14 protein-coding genes and 1 tRNA gene are annotated in these 20,804 nt (G+C 65.2%); 8 read left to right on the top strand and 7 right to left on the bottom strand.

Features of this window, described 5'->3' with window-relative positions; genetic code table 11:
- Positions 1–18: 18 nt before the first annotated feature.
- Complete coding sequence (locus C7R54_RS06265) at positions 19–927, bottom strand: LysR family transcriptional regulator (protein WP_129149254.1); 909 nt, start codon at positions 925–927, stop codon at positions 19–21.
- A 292-nt stretch (positions 928–1,219) separates the two neighbouring features.
- On the opposite strand from C7R54_RS06265, the gene C7R54_RS06260 reads away from it, so the two are divergent.
- The 3 genes from C7R54_RS06260 (at position 1,220) to C7R54_RS06250 (ending at position 4,126) form a co-directional block, all read left to right on the top strand.
- The gene (locus C7R54_RS06260; RefSeq protein WP_129149253.1) at positions 1,220–2,215 is read left to right on the top strand and encodes a hydroxyacid dehydrogenase; all 996 of its coding nucleotides are present in this window, start codon (positions 1,220–1,222) and stop codon (positions 2,213–2,215) included.
- Positions 2,216–2,279: 64 nt separating this feature from the next.
- Complete coding sequence (locus tag C7R54_RS06255) at positions 2,280–2,981, top strand: RraA family protein (RefSeq protein ID WP_129149252.1); 702 nt, start codon at positions 2,280–2,282, stop codon at positions 2,979–2,981.
- A 170-nt stretch (positions 2,982–3,151) separates the two neighbouring features.
- Entirely contained in the window at positions 3,152–4,126 is a 975-nt protein-coding gene (locus C7R54_RS06250) for a Bug family tripartite tricarboxylate transporter substrate binding protein (RefSeq protein ID WP_129149251.1), read from the top strand.
- Between the two features lie 48 nt (positions 4,127–4,174).
- On the opposite strand, the gene C7R54_RS06245 is transcribed toward C7R54_RS06250, so the two are convergent.
- Together C7R54_RS06245 and C7R54_RS06240 are read right to left on the bottom strand one after the other, a co-directional pair.
- The gene (locus C7R54_RS06245) at positions 4,175–5,818 is read right to left on the bottom strand and encodes a Na+/H+ antiporter (RefSeq protein ID WP_129149250.1); all 1,644 of its coding nucleotides are present in this window, start codon (positions 5,816–5,818) and stop codon (positions 4,175–4,177) included.
- A gap of 63 nt (positions 5,819–5,881) precedes the next feature.
- The gene (locus C7R54_RS06240; RefSeq protein ID WP_129149249.1) at positions 5,882–6,253 is read right to left on the bottom strand and encodes a class I SAM-dependent methyltransferase; all 372 of its coding nucleotides are present in this window, start codon (positions 6,251–6,253) and stop codon (positions 5,882–5,884) included.
- A gap of 359 nt (positions 6,254–6,612) precedes the next feature.
- Between C7R54_RS06240 and aspT (C7R54_RS06235) the strand changes: the two genes are divergently transcribed.
- From aspT (C7R54_RS06235) to aspT (C7R54_RS06225), 3 genes are all read left to right on the top strand, one after another.
- A complete protein-coding gene (aspT, locus tag C7R54_RS06235; protein WP_129149248.1) occupies positions 6,613–8,304 on the top strand; it encodes an aspartate-alanine antiporter in 1,692 nt (563 codons plus the stop codon).
- A 68-nt stretch (positions 8,305–8,372) separates the two neighbouring features.
- On the top strand, positions 8,373–10,400 hold the full coding sequence (locus tag C7R54_RS06230) for a bifunctional aspartate transaminase/aspartate 4-decarboxylase (protein ID WP_129149247.1): 2,028 nt from the start codon (positions 8,373–8,375) through the stop codon (positions 10,398–10,400).
- A gap of 74 nt (positions 10,401–10,474) precedes the next feature.
- Positions 10,475–12,181, top strand: coding sequence for an aspartate-alanine antiporter (gene aspT, locus C7R54_RS06225; protein ID WP_129149246.1), 1,707 nt, complete (start codon positions 10,475–10,477; stop codon positions 12,179–12,181).
- 32 nt (positions 12,182–12,213) lie between these two features.
- On the opposite strand, the gene C7R54_RS06220 is transcribed toward aspT (C7R54_RS06225), so the two are convergent.
- Positions 12,214–13,842 carry a thiamine pyrophosphate-binding protein gene (locus C7R54_RS06220; protein WP_129149245.1) on the bottom strand — a complete coding sequence of 543 codons (1,629 nt, stop codon included), beginning with the start codon at positions 13,840–13,842 and terminating at the stop codon, positions 12,214–12,216.
- A 113-nt stretch (positions 13,843–13,955) separates the two neighbouring features.
- Positions 13,956–15,788, bottom strand: coding sequence for a DUF4153 domain-containing protein (locus C7R54_RS06215; protein ID WP_129149244.1), 1,833 nt, complete (start codon positions 15,786–15,788; stop codon positions 13,956–13,958).
- 300 nt (positions 15,789–16,088) lie between these two features.
- Here C7R54_RS06215 and C7R54_RS06210 point away from each other — a divergent pair.
- A tRNA-Arg gene (locus C7R54_RS06210) sits at positions 16,089–16,165 on the top strand.
- 208 nt (positions 16,166–16,373) lie between these two features.
- Here C7R54_RS06210 and C7R54_RS06205 read toward each other — a convergent pair.
- The gene (locus tag C7R54_RS06205) at positions 16,374–17,441 is read right to left on the bottom strand and encodes an acyltransferase family protein (RefSeq protein WP_158021160.1); all 1,068 of its coding nucleotides are present in this window, start codon (positions 17,439–17,441) and stop codon (positions 16,374–16,376) included.
- 136 nt (positions 17,442–17,577) lie between these two features.
- Between C7R54_RS06205 and C7R54_RS06200 the strand changes: the two genes are divergently transcribed.
- Entirely contained in the window at positions 17,578–19,605 is a 2,028-nt protein-coding gene (locus tag C7R54_RS06200) for a hypothetical protein (RefSeq protein WP_129149242.1), read from the top strand.
- 73 nt (positions 19,606–19,678) lie between these two features.
- On the opposite strand, the gene C7R54_RS06195 is transcribed toward C7R54_RS06200, so the two are convergent.
- A complete protein-coding gene (locus C7R54_RS06195) occupies positions 19,679–20,716 on the bottom strand; it encodes an acyltransferase family protein (RefSeq protein WP_275669685.1) in 1,038 nt (345 codons plus the stop codon).
- Between the last annotated feature and the right edge of the window lie 88 nt (positions 20,717–20,804).

The raw sequence follows: 20,804 nt of genomic DNA, 5'->3' as shown, positions 1-20,804 counted from the left end.
CGCGCCGAACGCGGCGCGTCAATCCATTTTATGGAACAGCGCCTGCCCATGCTCGCGCAGCAGCCCGACCATTTTTTCCGCCGCTGGCGAAAGGCTGACATCCTTCGGGTAGGTCAGGCCGAAATTGCGCACCAGCGTCGTCGCCGCAAGGGGGATTTCACGCAGGCGGCCGTGGCTGGCCTGGATGGTGCGGCGCGATACGAAGCTGAGCAGGTGCGTGTCCGCGATGACGCGGGGAATCAGCGGAATGGAATTGGTCTCGATCTGCGTCAGCGGCGACGCCAGCCCGCGCGACTGGAAGACCTGGTCCAGCCAGACGCGGCTGGCCACGCTGACGTTGGGCAGGGCCCAGCGATAGCGCGCCATCCGCTCCAGAGTGACCGGCCCGCGTGCCTGCAGCATGGGATGCCCGGCGCCCGCGGCCACCACGACGATGTCCTCCAGCAGCGTGTCGTAGACGAATTCGGCGTCGTCCTCGTCGGGCACGAAACCCAGCACCAGGTCCAGGTTGCCTTCGCGCAGTTCGATGCGCGATTCGTAGTTCATGCGGATCAACAGCTTGAGCTGCACGTCGGGCGCTTCCTGCAACAGCAGCCGTGAGATGGTCGGCAGCAGGTATTCGGCGCCCAGCGGCCCGCAGCCCAGCCGCACGATGCCGGCCGTGCCCTGGCCCAGGGCGGCCACTTCATCGCGGACCGCGTCCGCGGCATTGAGCAGCGGGGTGGCGCGCGCCAGCAGGGCCGTGCCCGCCGCGCTCAAGCGCTGGCCCCGGCCCACGCGCTCGAACAGGCGCGCGCCCAGCGAGGCTTCTAAACGAGTGATGGCCTTGATCAGCGCGGGCTGGGAGCGGTGCACGACCTCCGCCGCCCGTCGCGTATTCCCGGCCTGGGCCAGGGCGACGAAGTATTTGAGATCACGCAGGTCCATGGAAATGAGCGCGGCGGCCTGCGCGGCGACTGGACCCCGCTGGGGCCGCGCCGCCTTGAGACCGGAATTTGATCGCTAAAAGAATTCAAATGATAAAAATTTTACAGTAGACCGGATCAATTCCCGCCGTCGACAATCATTCGATGCCGCGACGGGTCCGAGCTCGGCCCGGCATGCCGACGAGATCGCCACGGCGGCATAACGACAACGAGACGGAGACGACATTGCCCGCAACGCCCCCCATCCTGGGACAGGACGTCCCGCCCTCGGCCGTCCCTACCCTGGAATCCCGATGACCCATACCGTTTTCGTCACCGCGCCCAAGCTCGCGCAAGCCGGCGTGGACCTGCTGCAGGCCGCCGGTGCGCGCGTGATCTACCTTCCCGACGCCGACGATGCCCGGGCCGTGCGCGCCATCATGGCGAGCGAGCCCGTGGACGCCGTCATTTCCCGCACCGTGGCCCTGGACGCGCAGGCCATCGCCGCCTGCCCGACGCTGAAGGTGGTGTCCAAGCACGGCGTCGGCGTCAGCAATATCGACGTGGCGGCTTGCACCGAACGGGGCATCCCGGTGTACATGACCCCCGGCGCCAATGCGCAGTCCGTCGCCGAAATGACCCTGGGCCTCCTGCTCGCGGCGGCGCGGCGCATCCCCTGGATGGACGGCGAATTGCGCGGCGGCCGCTGGTCGCGCGCGCAGGATGGCGTGGAACTGCACGGCCGCGCCCTGGGTCTGGTCGGCTTCGGCCAGGTCGGGCAGCGGGTGGCGCGCGTGTGCCTGGCCCTGGGGATGCGCGTGCATGCCCACGATCCCGCCTTGCGCGACCAGTCCAGCCCGGTACCGGAGGTACGGTTGTGGGACGCGCTGGATGACATGCTGCCGCATTGCGACGTGCTGAGCTTGCACGTGCCCTTGAACGCCCACACGCGCCATCTGCTGGACGGCGCACGCCTGGCGCGCCTGCCCAAGGGCGCGATATTGCTGAACACCGCGCGGGGCGAGGTGGTGGATGAGGCCGCGCTGGTGCGCGCGCTGCGGGATGGACACCTCCACGCCGCCGGGCTCGACACCATGGCCGTCGAACCGCTACCCGCCGGCAATGCCCTGGCCCAGTTGCACAATGTCGTGCTGACGCCGCATGTGGGCGGGTCGACGCCGGCCGCGCTGGCGGCGATGGCGTCCGGCGCCGCGCGCAACGCGCTCGGATGGCTGCGCGGAACGCCCGCCGACGCCGCGGCGTGCGTGAACGCGGCGGTCCTGTCGCGCGGGCCGGCGCCCGCACCTTGAAGTCCGCCCTGAAGCCATTTCCTAGCTGTTTCCCTTCTTGTCCTCGAACTCGCAGGAGCGACTCATGACGAATACATCCGCTCAATCCGCCTGGCCAGCCGGCTACCGCATCAACCCGCGCGCCGCCGGCCCGGCGGCCGATGTCGTGCAGGGCTTCCAGGGCCTGCCGGCCGCGGCCATCGGCGACTCCATGAGCCGCAACGCCGGCACTTTGGGATTGCGGCAATACCATGCCCGCCTGGATACGACCATCTGCGGCCCCGCCTTCACGGTGCGCGTGCGTCCTGGCGACAATCTGATGATCCACAAGGCCCTGATGATGGTGCAGCCTGGCGACGTGCTGGTCATCGACGGTGGCGGCGACCTGACCCAGGCCCTGGTTGGCGGCCTGATGCGGACCACCTGCGTGGCGCGCAAGCTGGCAGGCCTGGTGATCGACGGCGCGGTGCGCGACCTGGTGGAGTGGGCCGAGGACGGCATGCCCATCTGGGCGCGCGGCCATACGCATCGGGGCCCGACCAAGGATGGGCCGGGCGAGATCAATGTGCCTATCAGTTGCGCGGGCATGGCGGTGCTGCCGGGCGATCTCATCGTCGCCGATGCCGACGGCGTGATCGCCGTGCGCGCGGAAGAGGCCGCCGAAATCCTGGCCCGCACGCGCGCCCATCTGGAGAAGGAGGCCAGGATACGGGAGACGAATCGCACGGGGACCGCCGACCCGGAGCGCTTCGATGCCGTGCTGCGCGCCAAGGGTTTGCCGGTTTGATCAGCTAGCCGGGCGCGTGCAGGACCACGTACAGGACCAGGTACAGGACCAGGTACAAGACCCGGGTACAACGCCAGGCACGACGCCAGGTAGAAGACCAGGTATTGCCCTGCCGTCGGGGCAACAGTCCCCGGCGCGCCATCACGATAACAACAGGAGAGGAGAACCCCATGGACCGACGTTATTTTCTGCAGGCCGCCGCGGCTGCCGCGCTCATGCCCGCATGGACCCGGGCGCTGGCCGCGGACTGGCCCCGGTCGCCCATCAAGCTGGTCGTGCCTTTTCCGCCGGGCGGCGGCACCGATACGGTGTCGCGCCTGGTGGCCGAGAAGCTGGCCGTGCTGGACAAGTGGCAGGTGATCGTCGACAACCGGCCCGGCGCGGCGGGCAATATCGGGCTGGACCAGGTCTCCAAGGCCCGTCCCGACGGTTATACGCTGGCCATGGCGCAAACCTCGAACATGGCGATCAATCCGGCGCTGTACGCCAGCATGCCCTTCGACCCGCTGAAGGACCTGACGCCCATCGTCGAGGTCTGCGCGCAACCCGTGGTGCTGGTGGTGCGCAACGAATCCCCCTTCAAGGGATTGGCCGACCTCGTCCAGGCCGCCAAGCGCCAGCCGGGCAAGTACACCGTCGCCCAGGCCGGCCTGGGCACGGTCGGCCACCTGGCCGGCGAAATGCTGGTGCGCGCGGCGGGCATCGACATGATGCAGGTGCCCTACAAGGGAGCGGGGCCGGCCATGACCGACCTGCTGGGCGGCCAGGTGGATACCTACTTCGGCAGCGCGGCCTCGGTGATGCCGCAATTGCTGGCCAGGAAAATACGCGCGCTGGCGGTGACGTCAACGCGCCGCCTGGCCGGCTTGCCCGACGTGCCGACGGTCGCCGAGCAGGGCTATCCCGGCTTCGAGGCGACGACGTGGCTGGGCCTGGTCGGACCGGCGGGCCTGCCGGCCGACGTGGTGGCGGCGGTGAATGCCGCCGTCAATGCCGTGGTGGCGCGCAAGGATGTCCAGGATCGCCTGCTGGCCGAAGGCAACGAACCGATCGGCGGGACGCCGCAGGCATACGCGCAAGTGATCCAGGGCGAACATGCCAAGTGGGGCAAGCTGATACGCGACGCCGGGATCAAGGTCGAGTAAATCGCCTGGACCGGGGTTGGACCGCCAGGCCGCCGAGCGGCCAGGCCGTCAGGTCCGCAGGCGCGCTTCCTGCAAGTCTATCCCCTTGACCATGTCGCGCGCCATTTCGTCCGACAGCGTCCCATGGCGTGCCAGGCGATAGATCTCGTTGCGCGATGCCGCCAGCGCGGCGAGCCGCATCTGCCGTTCTATTGCCTGGTGCTGCTTGACGATTTCCGGCTCGACGTCCTGGTCCAGGCCCCCGGCGGTGCGTTGCCGGAGGGTGTTCATGAGGCGGGTGGCGATCTCCGTATAGACGGTGGGGTCGGCCTGCGGGTTCTTGACCGCCAGCGCGTGCGCCGTGGCCTCTATGCTTTTCAGCGCGGCCTCGCGCGCCGCCGCATTGGCCAGGTCCTCCTGGCGATGATGCTCCGCCTCCTCGGGCACCTCCAATCCCTGCAAGAGGCGCGGCAGGCCGATGCTGGCGGTGATCAGGGAAACGATGATCACGGTGGCTGCCAGGAAAATGGCAAGGTCGCGTGCCGGAAACGGTTCGCCGCTGTCCACGACGAAGGGCAGCGTCAGCACGCCCGCCAGCGTGATGGCGCCGCGCACGCCGGCCAGCGATACCGCCAGCAGCAGCCGTATGCTGGGCTGCGGCGCCTGGGCGCCCCGGCGCGCGGCGATCCGGCGGCCGATGGCCAGCGACAGCCATACCCAGCCGAAGCGCAATGCCGCCAGCGCCACGTTGATGGCCACCGCGTAGACCAGCAACCACCAGGGATTCATATGCCCCGTGTCCATCACCACGCTTACCGCGCCATTGAAAATGGCCGGCAGCTGTTCGCCCAGCAGCACGAACATGATGCCGTTGAGCGTGAACTGCAGCATGTTCCAGACGGCGTTGCGCTGAATGCGCGTGATGGCCATGGCCCTGCCGGACAATTCCACATAGCTCATGGCCACGCCGGCGGCGACCGCCGCAAGAATGCCCGAGGCGCCGATGTGTTCGGCCAGCTCGTAGGCGCCGAAGGGAATGATCAGGCTCAGCAGGATTTCGGAGCCGGGCTCTTCGCCGAAGTTGCGGGTGAACAGGTTCTTGGCCGCGGTGACCAGTATCGTGAAGATGGCGCCGGTGGCCAGGCCGCCGATGGCCACCCACAGGAAGGACAGCGCCGCCGATCCCAGCGAGAAGCTGCCCGATACGGCCGCCATGACGGCGAAGCGGAAGGCGACCAGGCCGCTGGCGTCGTTCAGCAGGGACTCGCCTTCCAGTACGTGCAGGATGCGCTTGGGGATGGTGACGCGCTGCGTGATGGCCGATACCGCCACGGGATCGGTGGGCGATACGATGGCCGCCAGCGCGAAGGCCACGGGCAAGGGCATGGCCGGGATCATCCAGTGGATGAAATAGCCGACGCCCAGCACCGTGATGAATACCAGCCCGAACGCCAGTTCAAGGATGGAGTACTTGTCGCGCAGGACGCCTTCCTTCGGAATGCGCCATCCGTCGAGAAACAGCAAGGGCGGCAGGAACAGCAGGAAGAAGACTTCCGGATCGAGCCGCACGCCGTGATTGGAGAAGATGGAGATCAGCGCGCCCAGGGCGATCTGCACCAGCGGCAGGGGCACGGGCACCGGTAGCACCCGGACCACCATGCCGCTGACCAACACGGCGGCGAACATCGCCAGGGTGATCCCGATTGCTTCCATGACTGTCTTCCCTTCTGCTGGCCCGGAGGAACATTTCCGGGCGCTATCTTCTCACGTCGACGATCAGTTGCTGCTGGCGCGCCAGGCGCCTTCCGCATTCTTGCAGAACAGGAATTGCCAGTGCTCCTTGGCAGATTGTTGCGAGACATTGGCCGACATCAGGCGGCACTGGCCTTCCCGCGTCGTGTTGCTGGGCGTCAGCGTCACGCTCACCGGTCCGCCGCGCAGTCGCTTGGTCTGGCTGGTCCAGGTGGTGGTCGATCCGTCAGCGGCGTTGTCCAGCGCCTGCGCCACGGTTTGCTCGAAGGCTGGCCACTCCTGCTTGGGGATGCGGGCGACGATGGTGTTGTTCATGAAGGCCACGCCCGCGGCCTGGGCGGCCTGTCCGCAGGCCAGCGCGAGCACGATCGACGGAATGACACGGGAAATTCGCATGGAGTTCTCCTGATTGAATGATGGTCGAAAAAATCGCGCCGCGGCGTTGTCGTTCGCTGACGGGCCGCCTGCATTGTCGTCGGTTGGCAAGCAACAGACGGTGTCCACTTTTGACATATAAAGTTACGAAAAAAAGGACGCCGACCCCGTCCCCGCTAATTACCGATTATGTCAAGATTGCCGCTGTTTTTGTACTTTGCGTTGCATCCCTGCCGTGGCTCCGGTTTGCGCTGGATTCACACATATCTTGCTTTGGGCGATGTGTTTATTCGCCAGTCAGTGCCGCGGGTGCTTTGCGCATCACGATCGCGCGACGTCATCCGATTGCTTTTCCAGTTGTCCCCCCAAGGAGATATGCAATGGAATGGCTTTTCGACACGTTACGCAAGTATCCGGAACTCGCGATTTTTCTCACGTTGGGCGTGGGCTACTGGATAGGCGCCAAGAAATTCAAGGGATTCAGCCTGGGCGCCGTCACCGGCACCCTGCTGGTGGGCGTGCTGGTCGGCCAGCTCAATATCCAGATCGCGCCTGTCGTCAAGCAGGTCTTTTTCCTGCTTTTCCTCTTCGGCCTGGGCTATGGCGTCGGGCCGCAATTCTTCCGGGGCATGAAAAGCGACGGCTTGCCCCAAGTCCTGTTCGCGGTGGTGCTGTGCGTGATCTGCCTGCTGGCGAGCTGGGGCACGGCCGTGGCTTTCGGCTTCGATCCCGGCACGGGCGCCGGCCTGCTGTCGGGGGCGCAGACGATTTCCGCCGTGATGGGCGTGGCCACGGACACGATCAACGGCTTGACCAGTGTCGATGAGGCGACGCGCAAGCATTGGATAGACAGCATTCCCGTTGCCTATGCCGTCTGCTATATCTTCGGCACCATCGGCAGCGCCTGGCTGCTGGCCACGGTCGGTCCCAAGCTGATGCGCGTGGACCTGGTGAAGGTCTGCCAGGAATACGAGGCCCAGATGTCGGGCGGCCAGGACTCGCTGGAGCTGTCGGGCTACCGCAAGTTCATCGCCCGGGTCTACCGCCTGGACCAGGCCGACCTGGTCGGCAAGACCGTGGCCGACCTGGAGGCGCGCTTTCCCGATGCCCGCGTGTTCGTCGAACGGATCCGCCGTAGCGATGGCATCATCGATGCGGACCCCGCCACTGTCCTGCAGGCCGGCGACATCCTGGGCGTCGCGGGCCGGCACGATGTGCTGGTGGAGCAGGGGGCCAGCAGGATAGGTCCTGAAGTCGAGGATCACGAGCTCATCAACCAGCCGGCCGAATTGCTCGAGGTCGTCCTCACCAACAAGAATCTCGCGGGCAAGACCCTGCGCGAAATCGCGGCCTTGCCCAACGCCTCGCTGGGTCGTGGCGTATTCCTGCGCAAAGTGGTGCGCGGCGGCCATGAGATGCCGGTCAACTGGGGGTTGAAGCTGGACCGCGGCGACCACCTTTTCATCGTCGGCGCCAAGCGCGATGTCGAACGCGTCGTCGACAAGCTGGGCTATGCCGACCGCCAGACCGCGCAGACCGACATGGTGTTCGTCGGCTTCGGCATCGTCATCGGCGGCCTGCTGGGTTCGCTGGTGCTGACGGTGGCCGGCATTCCCGTCACGCTGTCGACTTCCGGCGGGTCCTTGATCGCGGGCCTGGTGTTCGGTTATCTGCGGTCCCTGCATCCCACCTTCGGGCGGGTGCCGGAGCCGGTGCACTGGTTCCTCACATCGGTGGGCCTGACGACCTTCGTCGCCGTCGTGGGCATCTCGTCCGGACCGGGCTTCGTCGAAGGTTTCCGGCAATTGGGATTCAAGCTTTTCCTGGCGGGCATCGTCGCCACGTCGGTGCCCATGGTGGTCGGGGTGCTGCTGGCGCGCTATGTCTTCAAGTTCCATCCGGCCATCGCCCTGGGCGTGTGCGCCGGTTCGCGCACCACCACCGCGGCCATCGGCCAGATCACGGAAAACGCGAAGAGCCAGGTGCCCGCCCTGGGCTACACCATACCCTACGCGATCGGCAATACCCTGCTGATCATCTGGGGCATCGTCATCGTTCTGTTGATGGTCTAGCGCCTGCCCACAGGTACCGGCGACGTACCGTCGCCGCCTTACTCACGTATGGTTTTTTTGGAGACGTCATGACCGCGCATGCGAAATCCGTCCTGAAGCCTGTCCGCGCCACTTTGGCGTCGGCCCTCGAAACCACGCGTTCCCGCCAGAAGGAGATGGAGCAGCTGTCTCCCTTCGAGCTCAAGGACTTCCTCATCAACCTGGCGCGCGATCGCCAGAAGACGTCCACCGCCATCATGCTCAATGCGGGCCGCGGCAATCCCAACTGGATCGCCACCGAGCCCCGTGAAGCCTTCTTCCTGCTGGGACGCTTCGCCATGGACGAGGCGCGCCGCGTGTACGACCACGGCATCATGGCCGGCATGCCGGAAAAGCCGGGCATCGCCCAGCGGCTGCGCGACTTCCTGCAACGGAACAAGAATGCCCCGGGCGCCGATTTCCTCGGCGGCGTCTATCAGTATGGCGTCAAGAAAAAAGGATTCGACCCCGACGCCTGGATACACGAACTGGTCGATTCCATCATCGGCGACAACTATCCGGTGCCGGACCGCATGCTGGTGCACACCGAGCAGATCGTGCACGATTACCTGATGAAGGAGATGTGCGACGGCCGTCCTCCCAAGGGCAAGTTCGATCTGTTCGCCGTCGAGGGCGGCACCGCGGCCATGTGCTACATCTTCGACAGCCTGCAGCAGAACGGGCTGTTGAAGCAGGGTGACAAGGTGGCCCTGTTCCTGCCCACGTTCACGCCGTATATCGAGATCTCCCACCTGGAGCGCTTCCAGTTCAAGATCGTGCCGATCAACGCCAGCAGCGTGCGCGCGGACGGCACGCATGACTGGCATTATCCGCCCGAGGAAATCGCCAAGCTGGCGGATCCCAAGATCAAGCTGGCGGTGACGGTCAATCCCAGCAATCCGCCGTCGGTGGCCTTCAATCCGATGGAGATGCGGCAGATCGTCGACATCATCAAGAAGAACCCCGACCTGATCCTGGTCACCGACGATGTCTACGGCACGTTCGTGCCGAATTTCCGCTCGCTGATGGCCGAAGTGCCGGCCAACACGATCTGCGTCTATTCGTTCTCGAAGAATTTCGGCTGCACGGGCTGGCGCCTGGGCGTGATCGCCATCCACGAGCAAAACCGCATGGACGAGCGCATCGCCAAGCTGCCGGGCAAGGAGCGCAAGCGCCTGCACCAGCGCTATGGTGCCCTGACGCTGGAGCCGGAAAAGCTCAAGCTGATCGATCGCATGGTGGCCGACAGCCGCGACGTGGCCTTGAATCACACCGCTGGCCTGTCGCTGCCGCAGCAGGTGCAGATGGCGTTGTTCGCCTTGTCCCATTTGCTGGACTTGAAGGACAGCTACAAGCACCTGACCATGAAGGTCGTGCAGGACCGTCGCGATGCCCTCTGGCGCGGCCTGGGCATTCCGCTGCCGCCCGAGGACAAGCAGCGCGCGTGGTACTACGTCGAACTGGACTTCATGGTGTGGGCGCAGAGCGCCTATGGGGACAAGTTCTGCGAGTACATGCGCAAGAACTACGAACCGGTGGACTTCCTGTTCCGCCTTGCCGAGAAGTCCGGCGTGGTCTTGATGGATGGCGGCGGCTTCGGCGGTCCTCCCTGGTCCATCCGCGTGTCGCTGGCGAACCTGAACGAGGCCGACTACGCCAATATCGGGCAAGCCATGGTGGAAGCGGCCAAGGAATACGTCACCGCGTGGCAGGCCGGCGAGAAGGTGCATTCCGGACCGCGCGGCGTGGTCCCACAACTTGGCGTGGGCGCGCAACCGGCGCCGGCCGATCGCAAGCAGGCGTCCAACCTCCCGGCGCCTGAGCCCGTCGCGGCGCCGGCGGGGAAAAAGGGCAAGAGGATGGCGAGGGCCGTGCAGGTGTGGTCGGCCGAGACGGCGTCCCCGTCGGCGAGGAAGGCGGCAAAGAAGGCGGGCAAGAAGGCCGCCAAGAAAGCTGTCAAGGAAGCCGCCAAGGAAGCCCCGGCAGCCAAGAAGGCAAGCAAGGCGGCCGGCAAGACAGCGGCCAAGAAAGCAGTCAAGACAGCAGCCAAGAAAGCGGCCAGCAAGACCGGCCGCTAGCGTCCGGGGCAGCGGGGCCGGGTGACGAGTAGCAGGATGGGCGCAGGGACGCGCATGGCGCGGTAGGGGACCCTATGACGTGTTCGGTCGGTTTTTTCAGCGATATTCCGATCGCTTTGTTGTTCGTCACCGTTGGGCTGGGCTTCCTGGCCGGCCGATTGCGGGCCGGGCCCATACAGCTGGGCGGCGTGTGCGGCACGTTGATCGCCGCCTTGCTGCTCGGCCAGACGGGCTGCAGCCTGGGGGGCGATACGAAGGATATCGCCTTCGCCCTGTTCATCTTCGCCATGGGCTATTCGGGCGGCCCGCAGTTCTTCGCCAACCTGAATCGCTCCAGCCTGCGTTATATCGCCCTGCCGCTGATCGAGGCCGTCCTGGTATTGACCATCGTCCTGGTGGCGACGCGCCTGCTGCACCTGGACGCGGGCACGGCGGCCGGGCTGGCCGCGGGCGCCGCCACGGAGTCGGCGGTGGTGGGAACGGCCGCCGAAGCGCTCAAGCACCTGAACCTGTCCGACGCGGAACAATTGCGCCTGCAATCGAATATCGCGACGGCCTATACGCTTACCTACCTGATCGGCTTGATCAGCATCGTGTTCTTCACCAGCGCGGTGGCGCCGGTGCTGCTGGGTATCGATTTGCGCACGGCCGCGAGCAAGCTGGAGGAAGAGCTGGACGTGACCGCCGCGCCGGACCAGCTCGACCAGCCCATCATGCCGCGCCTGGTTGGCCGCGCGCACCTGGTACGCGACGCCGTGGGGCAGACCATCGCCCAGGTGGAGCATGCCCTGGGCGGGCGCTCCGCCATCAGCAAGCTGCTGCGCGATGGCGCCGCCGTCTCGCTGGCGCCGGATGAAGTGCTGCGCACGGGGGACGTGGTGGTGGTGCTGGCGGTGCGCGATCATGCGGTGCGCGCGTCGTCGTTGATCGGGCCGGAGATGCAGTTGCCGGAGGAACACGCCCAGGCCGATGACTTGCGCCTGGCCACCAGGACCGTGGTGGTGGGTCGCAAGCGCATCAACGGCCGTACGCTGCGCCAGCTGGCGCAGCAGGCATCCGCGAAAGCGGCGCATGGCGTGTTCGTGCAGTCCATCGTGCGGTCCGGCCATGCCTTGCCGGTGGGCCCGTCGACGATGCTGCAATATGGCGACGTCGTGACGCTGGTCGGTCCCGAGGCGCGCGTGGCGGCTGCCGTGGCCCGGATGGGTAGCGAACTGCGCACGACGCAGGGTACCGACCTGGTCTTCCTGTGCTTCGGCATCCTGGCCGGCCTGGTGATAGGCAGCCTGGGCGCGCGCATCGGCGGGATTCCCGTGTCCCTGGGGAGTGGCGGCGGCGCGCTGGTCAGCGGCCTGGTGTGCGGCTGGTTGAATGCGCGGCGGCCCAATATCGGCCATCTGCCCGGCGCGGCGGTGAGCTTGCTCAAGGAACTGGGGCTGGCGATTTTCGTGGCCTGCGTCGGCTTGTCGGCGGGCCCGCAAGCGGTGGCCCTGGTGCGCGAGCATGGCCTGGCCCTGCCGCTGATCGGCTTGCTGGTGTCGCTGGGACCGGCCTGCCTGTCCCTGTGGGTGGGCCACAAGCTGCTGAAGATACCCGGACCCTTGCTGGTGGGCGCGATTGCCGGGCAGCATGTCAGCACCCCTTCCATCAGCGCGATCATGGCGACCAGCGGCAGCGCCGTGCCCTTGCTGGGATATACGGTGACCTACGCCGTGGCGAATGTCCTGCTGCCGGTGCTGGGTCCCATCATCGTGGCGCTCGCCCATCAGGTGGGGGCATGAGACAGCCGCGCCGCCCCTAGGGCGAGTGGCGGCTAGCGTCGCACCACGGGCGCCGGCAGGCCTTCGATCATGATGTTCACGCAGGCCGGCAGGCCACAGCCGCGCGCCTGCGCCAGGGCCGGCGTGACCGCCTCTGCCATGGTCACCAGGCTGCCATGGCCGCCGAAGGCCTGCGTGACGAGGTCGTAGCGCGTGGGCAGCAGTTCGCAGCCGACCGTGCGTTCCGGCCCGTATTCGCGCAGCTGGATCTGGTACTCCGCGTTCCAGCGCGCATCGTTGCCGACCACCGCGATGAAGGGCAGGCGATAGCGCACGGCGGTATCGATTTCCGCGGCATGGAAACCGAAGGTGCCGTCGCCCATCACCGCGACCACCGGCGCGCCGGGCCGCGCCAGGCTGGCTGCGACCGCGAACGGCAGCGCCGCGCCTATGGACCCGGCCACGCCATTGAGCACCCGGTCGGGCGCGTGCAGGATGGCTTGCGCCCACTGCCCGATCTCGCCGCCGTCGGCCACCAGCACGGCGTTCGGATGGCGGTCCAGCAGGGCCTGCACCGGCGCCAGCGCCTGATAGGGATGCAGGCGCCCGTGCTGCCCGGCCGTCGCCGTGGCCCACGCCGCGGGGCGATAGGCGAGGGCGGCGCGGACGTCGGCGGTCCACGCCGCATGGCGTGGCGTGTAGCCGGCGCAGGCGTCGCGCAGCGCCGCCAGGGCGGTGGCATGGTCCGCCTGCGCGGTCAGCGCCAGGCGCGCGCCCACCGCGCGGCGGCTGCGTTCGAATTCGAGGATCTCGGCGTCGATCTGCAAGAACGCGCAGGCGTCCGCGATCGCGGGCGCCGCGCCGAACTTCAGGGTGAAGTCCAGGCGCTTGCCCAGCAGCAGGATGCAATCGGCCTGCGCCAGGATCTCGGCGAAGGCGCCCAGGGCGGGATCGGCGACGCCGCGCGGGCTCTGCATGCCGATCACGGGGATGCCGCAGGCCGCTTCCAGCGCGGTGGCTGCTTGCAGGTCCGCGCCGCGCATGGCGGCGGGGCCGGTCAGGATCAAGGGCCGTTGCGATTGCGCCAGGGCATCCAGGATGGCGCGTGCCGATGCGGTGGACAGCGGCTGGGCCATGGGCGCGATGTCGACGGGGTCGACCAGGGCCTGCGTGCAAGGGGCCTCCAGCGCGTCCGTCGGCAGGCTCAGGTGAACCGGGCCGGGGCGGCCGGCGCGCGCCAGCTGGAGCGCCTGCTGCATGTCCCGCGACAGGCTGTCGGCGCTGGCGGCCAGCGTGGCGGCCTTGGTCAGGGGCGCGGCGATATCGGTCTGGCGCATTTCCTGGAAGGCGCCCATGCCCAGCTGCGCATGCGGCGCGTGACCGGACAGCAGCACCACGGGCGATTCGGCCATGCTGGCGGTATACAGGGCCGACACCGCATTGGCGTGTCCCGGGCCGCCGGTCACCAAGGCCACGCCCGGCTCGCCGGTCAGCCGCGCCCAGGCGTCGGCCATATGGACGGCGGCGGCTTCATGCCGGGTGTGCATCAGCTCGATGCCGGCATCCAGGCAGGCATCGAAGACCGGCATGATGTGATTGCCGGACAGCGTGAACAGGCGCTTGACGCCGGCGGCGGCGAGGGTGGCAGCCAGCGCCGCGGCGCCATTGCGAGGGACGGACATGTAGCGGTCTCCTGTTGTTCGGGGCAGTCAGGGGCATTGAAGGGGGCCGGCAAGCCGGTAACACTGCCCCTATTGTGCCTGTCGCGTCCGCATCCGTCAGCGCGCCTCGCGCTTCATCGCGCGTCGCGTGTCGCGGTGCTGGCGCAGGAAGATGCACGCGGGATGATGCGCATGCGCTGCCTGCCGATCATGAGATCGGGCAGGACGGCCGGCACGGCGTGGATATCGGCGCTCTCGATGGGAGCCGCGGCGGTGTCGCAGCCGGCGTCTCCTTCCAGGGAGCCGACGAGGTTCCAGCGGCCCTGGGCGTCCGGTTGGAACAGGTACCGCGACGCATTGTCGATGAAGAGCAGGGCCTCCGGCGTGCCCGGCGCAAGCTCGATATAGCGCGCCGTGCAGCGAGCGCGGTCGTCGTAGGCGCAAGTGGGCAGGCCCCAGGCGCGCTGCCGCCATATCTCCGGTTTCAGCAGGGCGTCCGGCAAGGCGCGGCCGGCGGGAAGCACGTCGACCGTCCTGGCCAGCAGCGCGGCGTCGGGCTCGTGATAAACGTAGTCGCGGTTGCGGGTGTAAGCGTCCAGCGCCTGCCGCGCCCGCTGCTTGATCGTGTCCGCGGCGGGGCCGGACGCATGGTCCGCCAGGTCACTCAGGGCGGTTGTCCCCCAGTGTCCGCCTTCGAGATAGAGCGCGCTGTAATCGAACTGGTCCGGGCGGACCGAGCCATCCTGCAGGCGCGCGATCTGGTTGGAGACCATCAGGCGCGCGGGATCGGCCACGGGCGAGAACAGCGCCGCCACCAGGGCGAGGAACAGATAGGCGGCGCTGGTATTGGTGGCCTCCAGCCGCTTCATCCAGGCGCGCGCGCGGATCAGCGAAGCGGCGTAGCCGACGGCATACCAGGCGCCCATCAGGCAGACGGCGGCGGCCACGATACGGTCCACGCTCCAGCCGTACTGGCGCACGCGTAATTGCAGGGCCCAGATGGCCAGGCCCACCAGCGGCAGCAACTCGACGGCGCCCAGCATCGCGGCCCAGCGGCGCAGGCGGTGGCTTTCCTGGCCGGGCGAGCCGTCCTGGTAGCAGGCATTGATCAGGAAAACCATCAGGGCGGCCGAACCCAACAGAAGCGAAGCCGCGTAGCGCGTATTCCAGAGCGGTTCGAGGGATCGCAACAACAGGCTGGCCAGGAAGGCGGCGACGATGGCGCTCATGAGCGGCAACAGCCACGAGAACAGGGTCAGCACCAGCAGGCGGATGCCGCGGATCAGCGAAGACTGGATGGACGTGACATGGATGGCGATGGCGATGGCCAGCGTGCTGGCGGGCAGCGCGAAGCCGGCCCGCGCGATGAGCTGTGCGGGCGCAGGCAGGCCTATGGTCTCGAAGAGCGTGGCGCCCAGATAGAGCACCAGCCAGAAGACGCCAAGGAAGACGTGCGCCAGGACGACTTGCAAACCGATGCGCCACGCTGTGTTGAAATGGCGGACGTAGGGAGGGGCGGCGTCTTCCGCGGCCTCGCCATACCGGTCGGTCATCAGGACCTGGCCGACAAAGCCGGCGGCGCTCAGCGCCAACCACAGGGGGAACCAGGGCAGCGGCAGGCCATTCGCATGCTCGTGGGCATCCAGGCCGCCGCGCAAGGCGTCGTGATAGCCCAGGCCGGCGGCGCCGACGGCCACCACCAGTGTCCACAACATCAATGGCCGCGGGCGCATGTGCCCGGCGCCGAGCAGGATGGCGATGGGGGCGTAGACCGTCGCCAGCAGCAGGGGGATGTAGATCCGCGGATTGGCGGCCTGCCAGGCCTGCTTGACGGCGTCCTCGCCGGCGCCGGTATGCAACAGCGAATAGAGCAACGCCGCCTGGAAGGCGGCGGTGAGCAGGCGGACAAGCAATATCCGCCGCCGGTCATCGGCGGGCGGGGGCGTGCTCGGGGAAGTGGCGTGCATGGCGATCCCGGTCGTGGAGGGGAGCCCATGATAGGGGACGGATGAGCAGGCTGGGTCGGGAGGATGTTTCCAGCGGTATTTTCCTTCCGCCAGGGAATGGCCGGGACGACTTGCGCGCTCTTTTAAAACTCTGCTATAGTCGCGTTCTTGCTTGAACGCGGACACGGAAACAACGCCGGGTACGCGAACGAGTTCAGGCAAGGCGGTGAGAGAAAGAAGCCGCGCAGCGATTTGCAGCAGGTGTGAAATACACGTGCAACAAGCAAAAAAGTTGTGCTAAAATCTTTCTTCTTTACCAAAGCGCCCGTAGCTCAGTTGGATAGAGTACTTGGCTACGAACCAAGGGGTCGTGGGTTCGAATCCTGCCGGGCGCGCCAATATCGCTGCTTGATCCGTCAAGCAGTAGAGGCGGTCTGAAGATTATGTCTTCAGGCCGCTTTTTTATTGCCGTTCGTATTTCGCGAAGAGAGACTCTGTCCAGGGCGCTTTCCATGGCCAGTCCAAAAGCAGGATATCCGCGGCAGCGATTCAAGATCCTTGCCATGAAAAAGGTGGGATACAACCGCAGGAAGCTTACCGTTTGGCTTACTGTGCGACCGGCACTCTGGAGTCCCTCGGAATGAGGACCGGGCCACGCAGTTTTGCGTACAGGGGGGCCTCGACATACCTGAAAAGGATGGACGCAAGCCCAAGGGACGAGATGAGATATATCAGGTACGTCGCCGCCATGGGCAACGCGCCATCCAGGCCCGCCATCCTCAAGGCACCGTGTACGGACATATGAACCAGGTAGACCGAAAAGCTGATCTGGCCGAGCCAGGTGAAGGTGCGTGACCCCAGGACGCGTGTCAGCCACGTTGCCGATGAAGCGTTGAGGTAGATTAGGACAGGCATGCACGCGAGCGCGATCGCTTCCTGATACCCTCTGGCTCCGCGCCAGATGATGACCAGGATCAGGCCGAGCAGGACCGGCTCGATGACCGGAGCCCAGCGCCCAGGGCATCCTCTTGCCGCGGCGAGAAGCTGGAAAGTTCCTACCCCGGCCAGCAATCCCGCGCCGGTGCTGAGCGCGGCGAGCGTCACGCCGGGAGCGGTCCGTTCAAAGGGCAGGGACACGGTGTGATTCACCATGAAAATCAAGGCATAGCAGGCTACGGCCAATGCGAGCGCCAGCGGCCCTCGCAAGCGCTTCATCGCCAAGGGCAGCACGATAAGTCCAACCCAGAATTCCGTGGAAATGGACCAACTGACGACGTTCCAGCTCCTGCCCTCGATCGGCCCCATGGCCTGGAGTAGGAGGAAGTTTGCCAAGGCCTCCTTCAAGAGATTTCCGCTGGTAGGTATGGCGCCAAAAAAAATAGGAGGGAGGAATATTCCGGCTATCCCCATCGAGAGTAGGTGCATGGGATAGAGGCGGGCCAGGCGTTGCCTGGCAAAGGCCCTTAGCGAAAACTGTCCGGAAACGATGTGTCGGCTCATCCCGTGGCACAAAGCGACGCCAGAGAGTATGAAGAAGAACTGTACCGCGAGCGCCAGGTTCTGAAAGTAGGTGGGGTCGGGCCGGCGCTCCACCAGGAAGAAATGCCCACTCAGGACACAGACGGCGAATATGCCCCGCAGGCCATCTAGGGATTTGATACGCCCACTTTCCATGCCGCGACTCTCAAAGCCAGTGATTCTAGATGAATTCCGGCGCATGAAGTGCGTTCACAGGATGCGCCGTCGCGGATCCATGGCGGCGATGGCCAGCTGTCGATCAAGTACACTCGCCACTCATTTCCCGGACGACATGATGAAGCTGACGCTACGACGAGAAAGCGCACGGGTGACATCGGTTTTTCTAATCGCCGTGGCGGTCACTGTGACGGGCGCGTGGGGCCTGGGCATTCTCTACGGGGCGTTTGCGACGCCGAAGGCGGCGGACTCCGCCCTCATCATCGAAACTTATCGGCGTTTGCTTCGTCCCGAGCCGGGCGAACGATTCGTTTTCATCACGCTGGCTTTCACCCTGCCGCTTTTATGCTTGGCCGGCGCGACAAGGCTGCGCGCCTTGCAGGATTCGGCAGTGGGTCGGCTGGAGCCGCTCAGGAAAATTGCCGCTTGGGTGACGGCCATTTTGTTCCTAGGGACCTTTTGGAATTTTGAGTTTAGTAAATGGTTGACCACTGATATACGTACGGCTTACTGGCAAACCGGATTGCTGCTTGCCTGCTTTCTGCTTGGCGTGCTGTGGTACCGCACGGTGGGACTGCGCCAGCGCACCGCGAATACCAGTACGTACTCCGCGATAGCATTCAGCCTTTTTTTCGTGGCCTGCTTCTTCCAGATGGCGGCGTGGCGCGTGGCGGGGATAAATGCCGTATTCGAATCCGGCACGTGGAGCGTGCACTTCGACGCGGTGATCTATCCTCTCAGCCAAGTCGTGGGAGGCAAGACGCTGCTCGCCGACCTGCCTTCACAGTATGGGCTTTTTCCGGAGATGATGGCGCCCTTGTTCAAAGTCGGGAGGCTATCCGTAAAATCGTTTACGTTGGCGTGCGCGGCAATGCAGTTGCTTTCGATGACGGCCTTATGGTGGGTATTGCATCGCACTGTGCTGGACCGAGCCTTGCGCATCGTTGGATCCTTGGCCCTTGTGATGCTTACATTCGAGAGCGCCATGTTCTTGATAGGCATTCCGGAGCGCTATTTCCAGTATTGGCCCGTGAGGTTTTTCTGGCCTGCCATTTCGGTCGTCGCTTTTTATCGATATAGCCGAACGCTGACGGATTCGTCTGTGGTGCTCTTCGCGGTGGTGGCTGCCGTGGGCGCGCTGTGGAATGCCGATTCCGGCTCCATGATCATTTTGGCGTTTCTGGCCTTTCTCGGATTCAAGCTGACCGGCGCATACTTGCATCGCGCGGATACAAGCGCGTTGCGGGTCAGGCTTTGGAAGGCGGCCGCCATTCATGTCCTGACGGTGGTGCTGACGGCAGGGTTGTTTATCGGGTTCCTGTATTTCAAAGCCGCCGGTCCGCTGCATCTCTCCTGGTTGTACGAATACCAGATCACGTTCTATAAGCTTGGCTTCACCATGCTACCCATGCCGGTCTTGCCGACCCCATGGATGGCCGTCATGGGGGTTTACCTGATGGGTGTCATCGTCGGGATTTCCGCGATCGTTCGAGGCAAGGCATCCTGGCGGCAGGACATCATCTTTTATTTGAGCTTATTGGGCGTGGGCTTGTTCCTTTATTATCAAGGACGGTCACATATCCTCAACCTGATCACGGTCGCATGGCCGGCGGTCCTGGTCGGAGCCATGCTCGCGGATCAGACTATAAGGCTGGTTCGGGCTGGCGCGGAGGACGCCAGCGCCCTGGCGATGCCTGCCGCGGCACTCGGAATCCTGGCGTTCTGCGCGTGGCCGCTAGTCTGGAATTTTCCCGCGCTCGTTCGTGACGCCGTCATTCTGGCGGAAACCCGGCATACGCCCGTCAGCGAGGTTGTCGATGATGAGCTCCACTTTATCCGGGAACATGCTAAACCCGGCGAGTCGTGCGCGATCTTGAGCGTGCGCCAAGGCATTTACTATGCCGAGACTCGCCTTGTTTCTCCGCTATCGGGGCCGGGCTATGTCGAAACCGTCCTTCAGTCCGATCAGGACAGGCTGCTTCAGCAACTGAAGGAAACCAGTCCCGGCTGCGTGTTTTTCGGTATTGGACCGAGCACGATAGCCCCGGTCGGCCCATTGGCCGCGGCGCTGAAGGGTTACACGGTCAAGGCGACGAATCGTTTGGGGACACTTGAATTTCTGGTCCCGCCGGCGGCGAAATGACCGTTGGATGTTGCCTTCCGTTCCGGCTGTGCCGGCCGGGATCGTCACGGTCGCTCCGCCCGGACGGCCGGTGTTATCTCGCTGTCTCGGAAAGAGATATTGTCGCTATCGGCTCAGATGTCTCCCGCGCCTTCCGGAGAATACGACGTCCGAGATTCCGGCTGGGCAGCTCTATCCAGCGGTAGGTGGCGTGAGACAGAATCACCGTCACTAGGAACGAAGCGGTGACTGCCGCAACCGAGGGAAGCCACGTGAAATTCTTCAGCACCACCATGTGGATCAGATAGAACGAAAAGGAAATCTTGCCAAGGTATTCGGTGAACGGGTTCGTCAGCAGCCATGGCCTTGCCGCCAGGCAGCTCAGTACGAATGCCACCGTCAGCGCGAGATACAAGGGTAGCCCCCATGTGCCGCTGTAGAAGACTTCGGGCAGGGCGATGAAATGGCCCAATACTTGCGGAGCGGCCAGGATGAATACCGCCAGCATCCAGTGGAAGGACTTCCCGAACAAGGCGGAAGCACGACTCAGATCCAGACCGATAAACATGCCTGCGAGAAAGTAGGGCAGGCGGTAATGAAGCGCGAAAAGGGAATTCGAGAGGGGCAGGTCCAGAGGCAGCAGTGACAGGGTAAGCATCGCCAATAGCGCAGCCCAGAACACGCCGCGCCGTGCCTGCCATAGCGGCCACAGCAGCAGGAAAACGGCGTAGAAAATGACTTCGGGACCGATCGTCCATAGTATGCTCGCGCCTTTTACGAACGCCAGCGTCGGCAGCAACTCCATGCCCAAGCGATAATCGTCAAGTATCCATCCTGAACGCGCCAGCCCGTAGCAGACCATGACGACGCAGAAGAACAGGGGATAGATTCTCGCGATTCGCTTCACGGCGAAATCCAGTAGCGCCGTTCTTGTTGCAGGGACGTTCAGGTATAAATGCCCCATAAGCAAGCCACTGAGGACGAAAAACAGCATGACGCCTGTCTGGCCTGCGCCTGCTCCTCCGAACAAGCCCCCGAAGTAACTGTTGGATGCGTGCGTCATGAAGACGATTATGACGGCCAGGGCCCTGAGGCCATTGAGGACGGGGATGTTGTTCGGCGTGGGGCTCAATTCGAGGCCTGGTGAGAAGTCGCGCTATCGCCGGCCGGCGAGCAAGCGAAGTATCTTACTGCCTTTGCGCGTAATTGCCTCCTCGCGA

The organism is Achromobacter aloeverae, assembly GCF_004121055.1.
Taxonomy (GTDB): Bacteria; Pseudomonadota; Gammaproteobacteria; order Burkholderiales; family Burkholderiaceae_B; genus Bordetella_C; species Bordetella_C aloeverae.
Note: the sequence above shows the minus strand (reverse complement) of the source record. Positions and strands in the feature narration are given on the sequence as shown.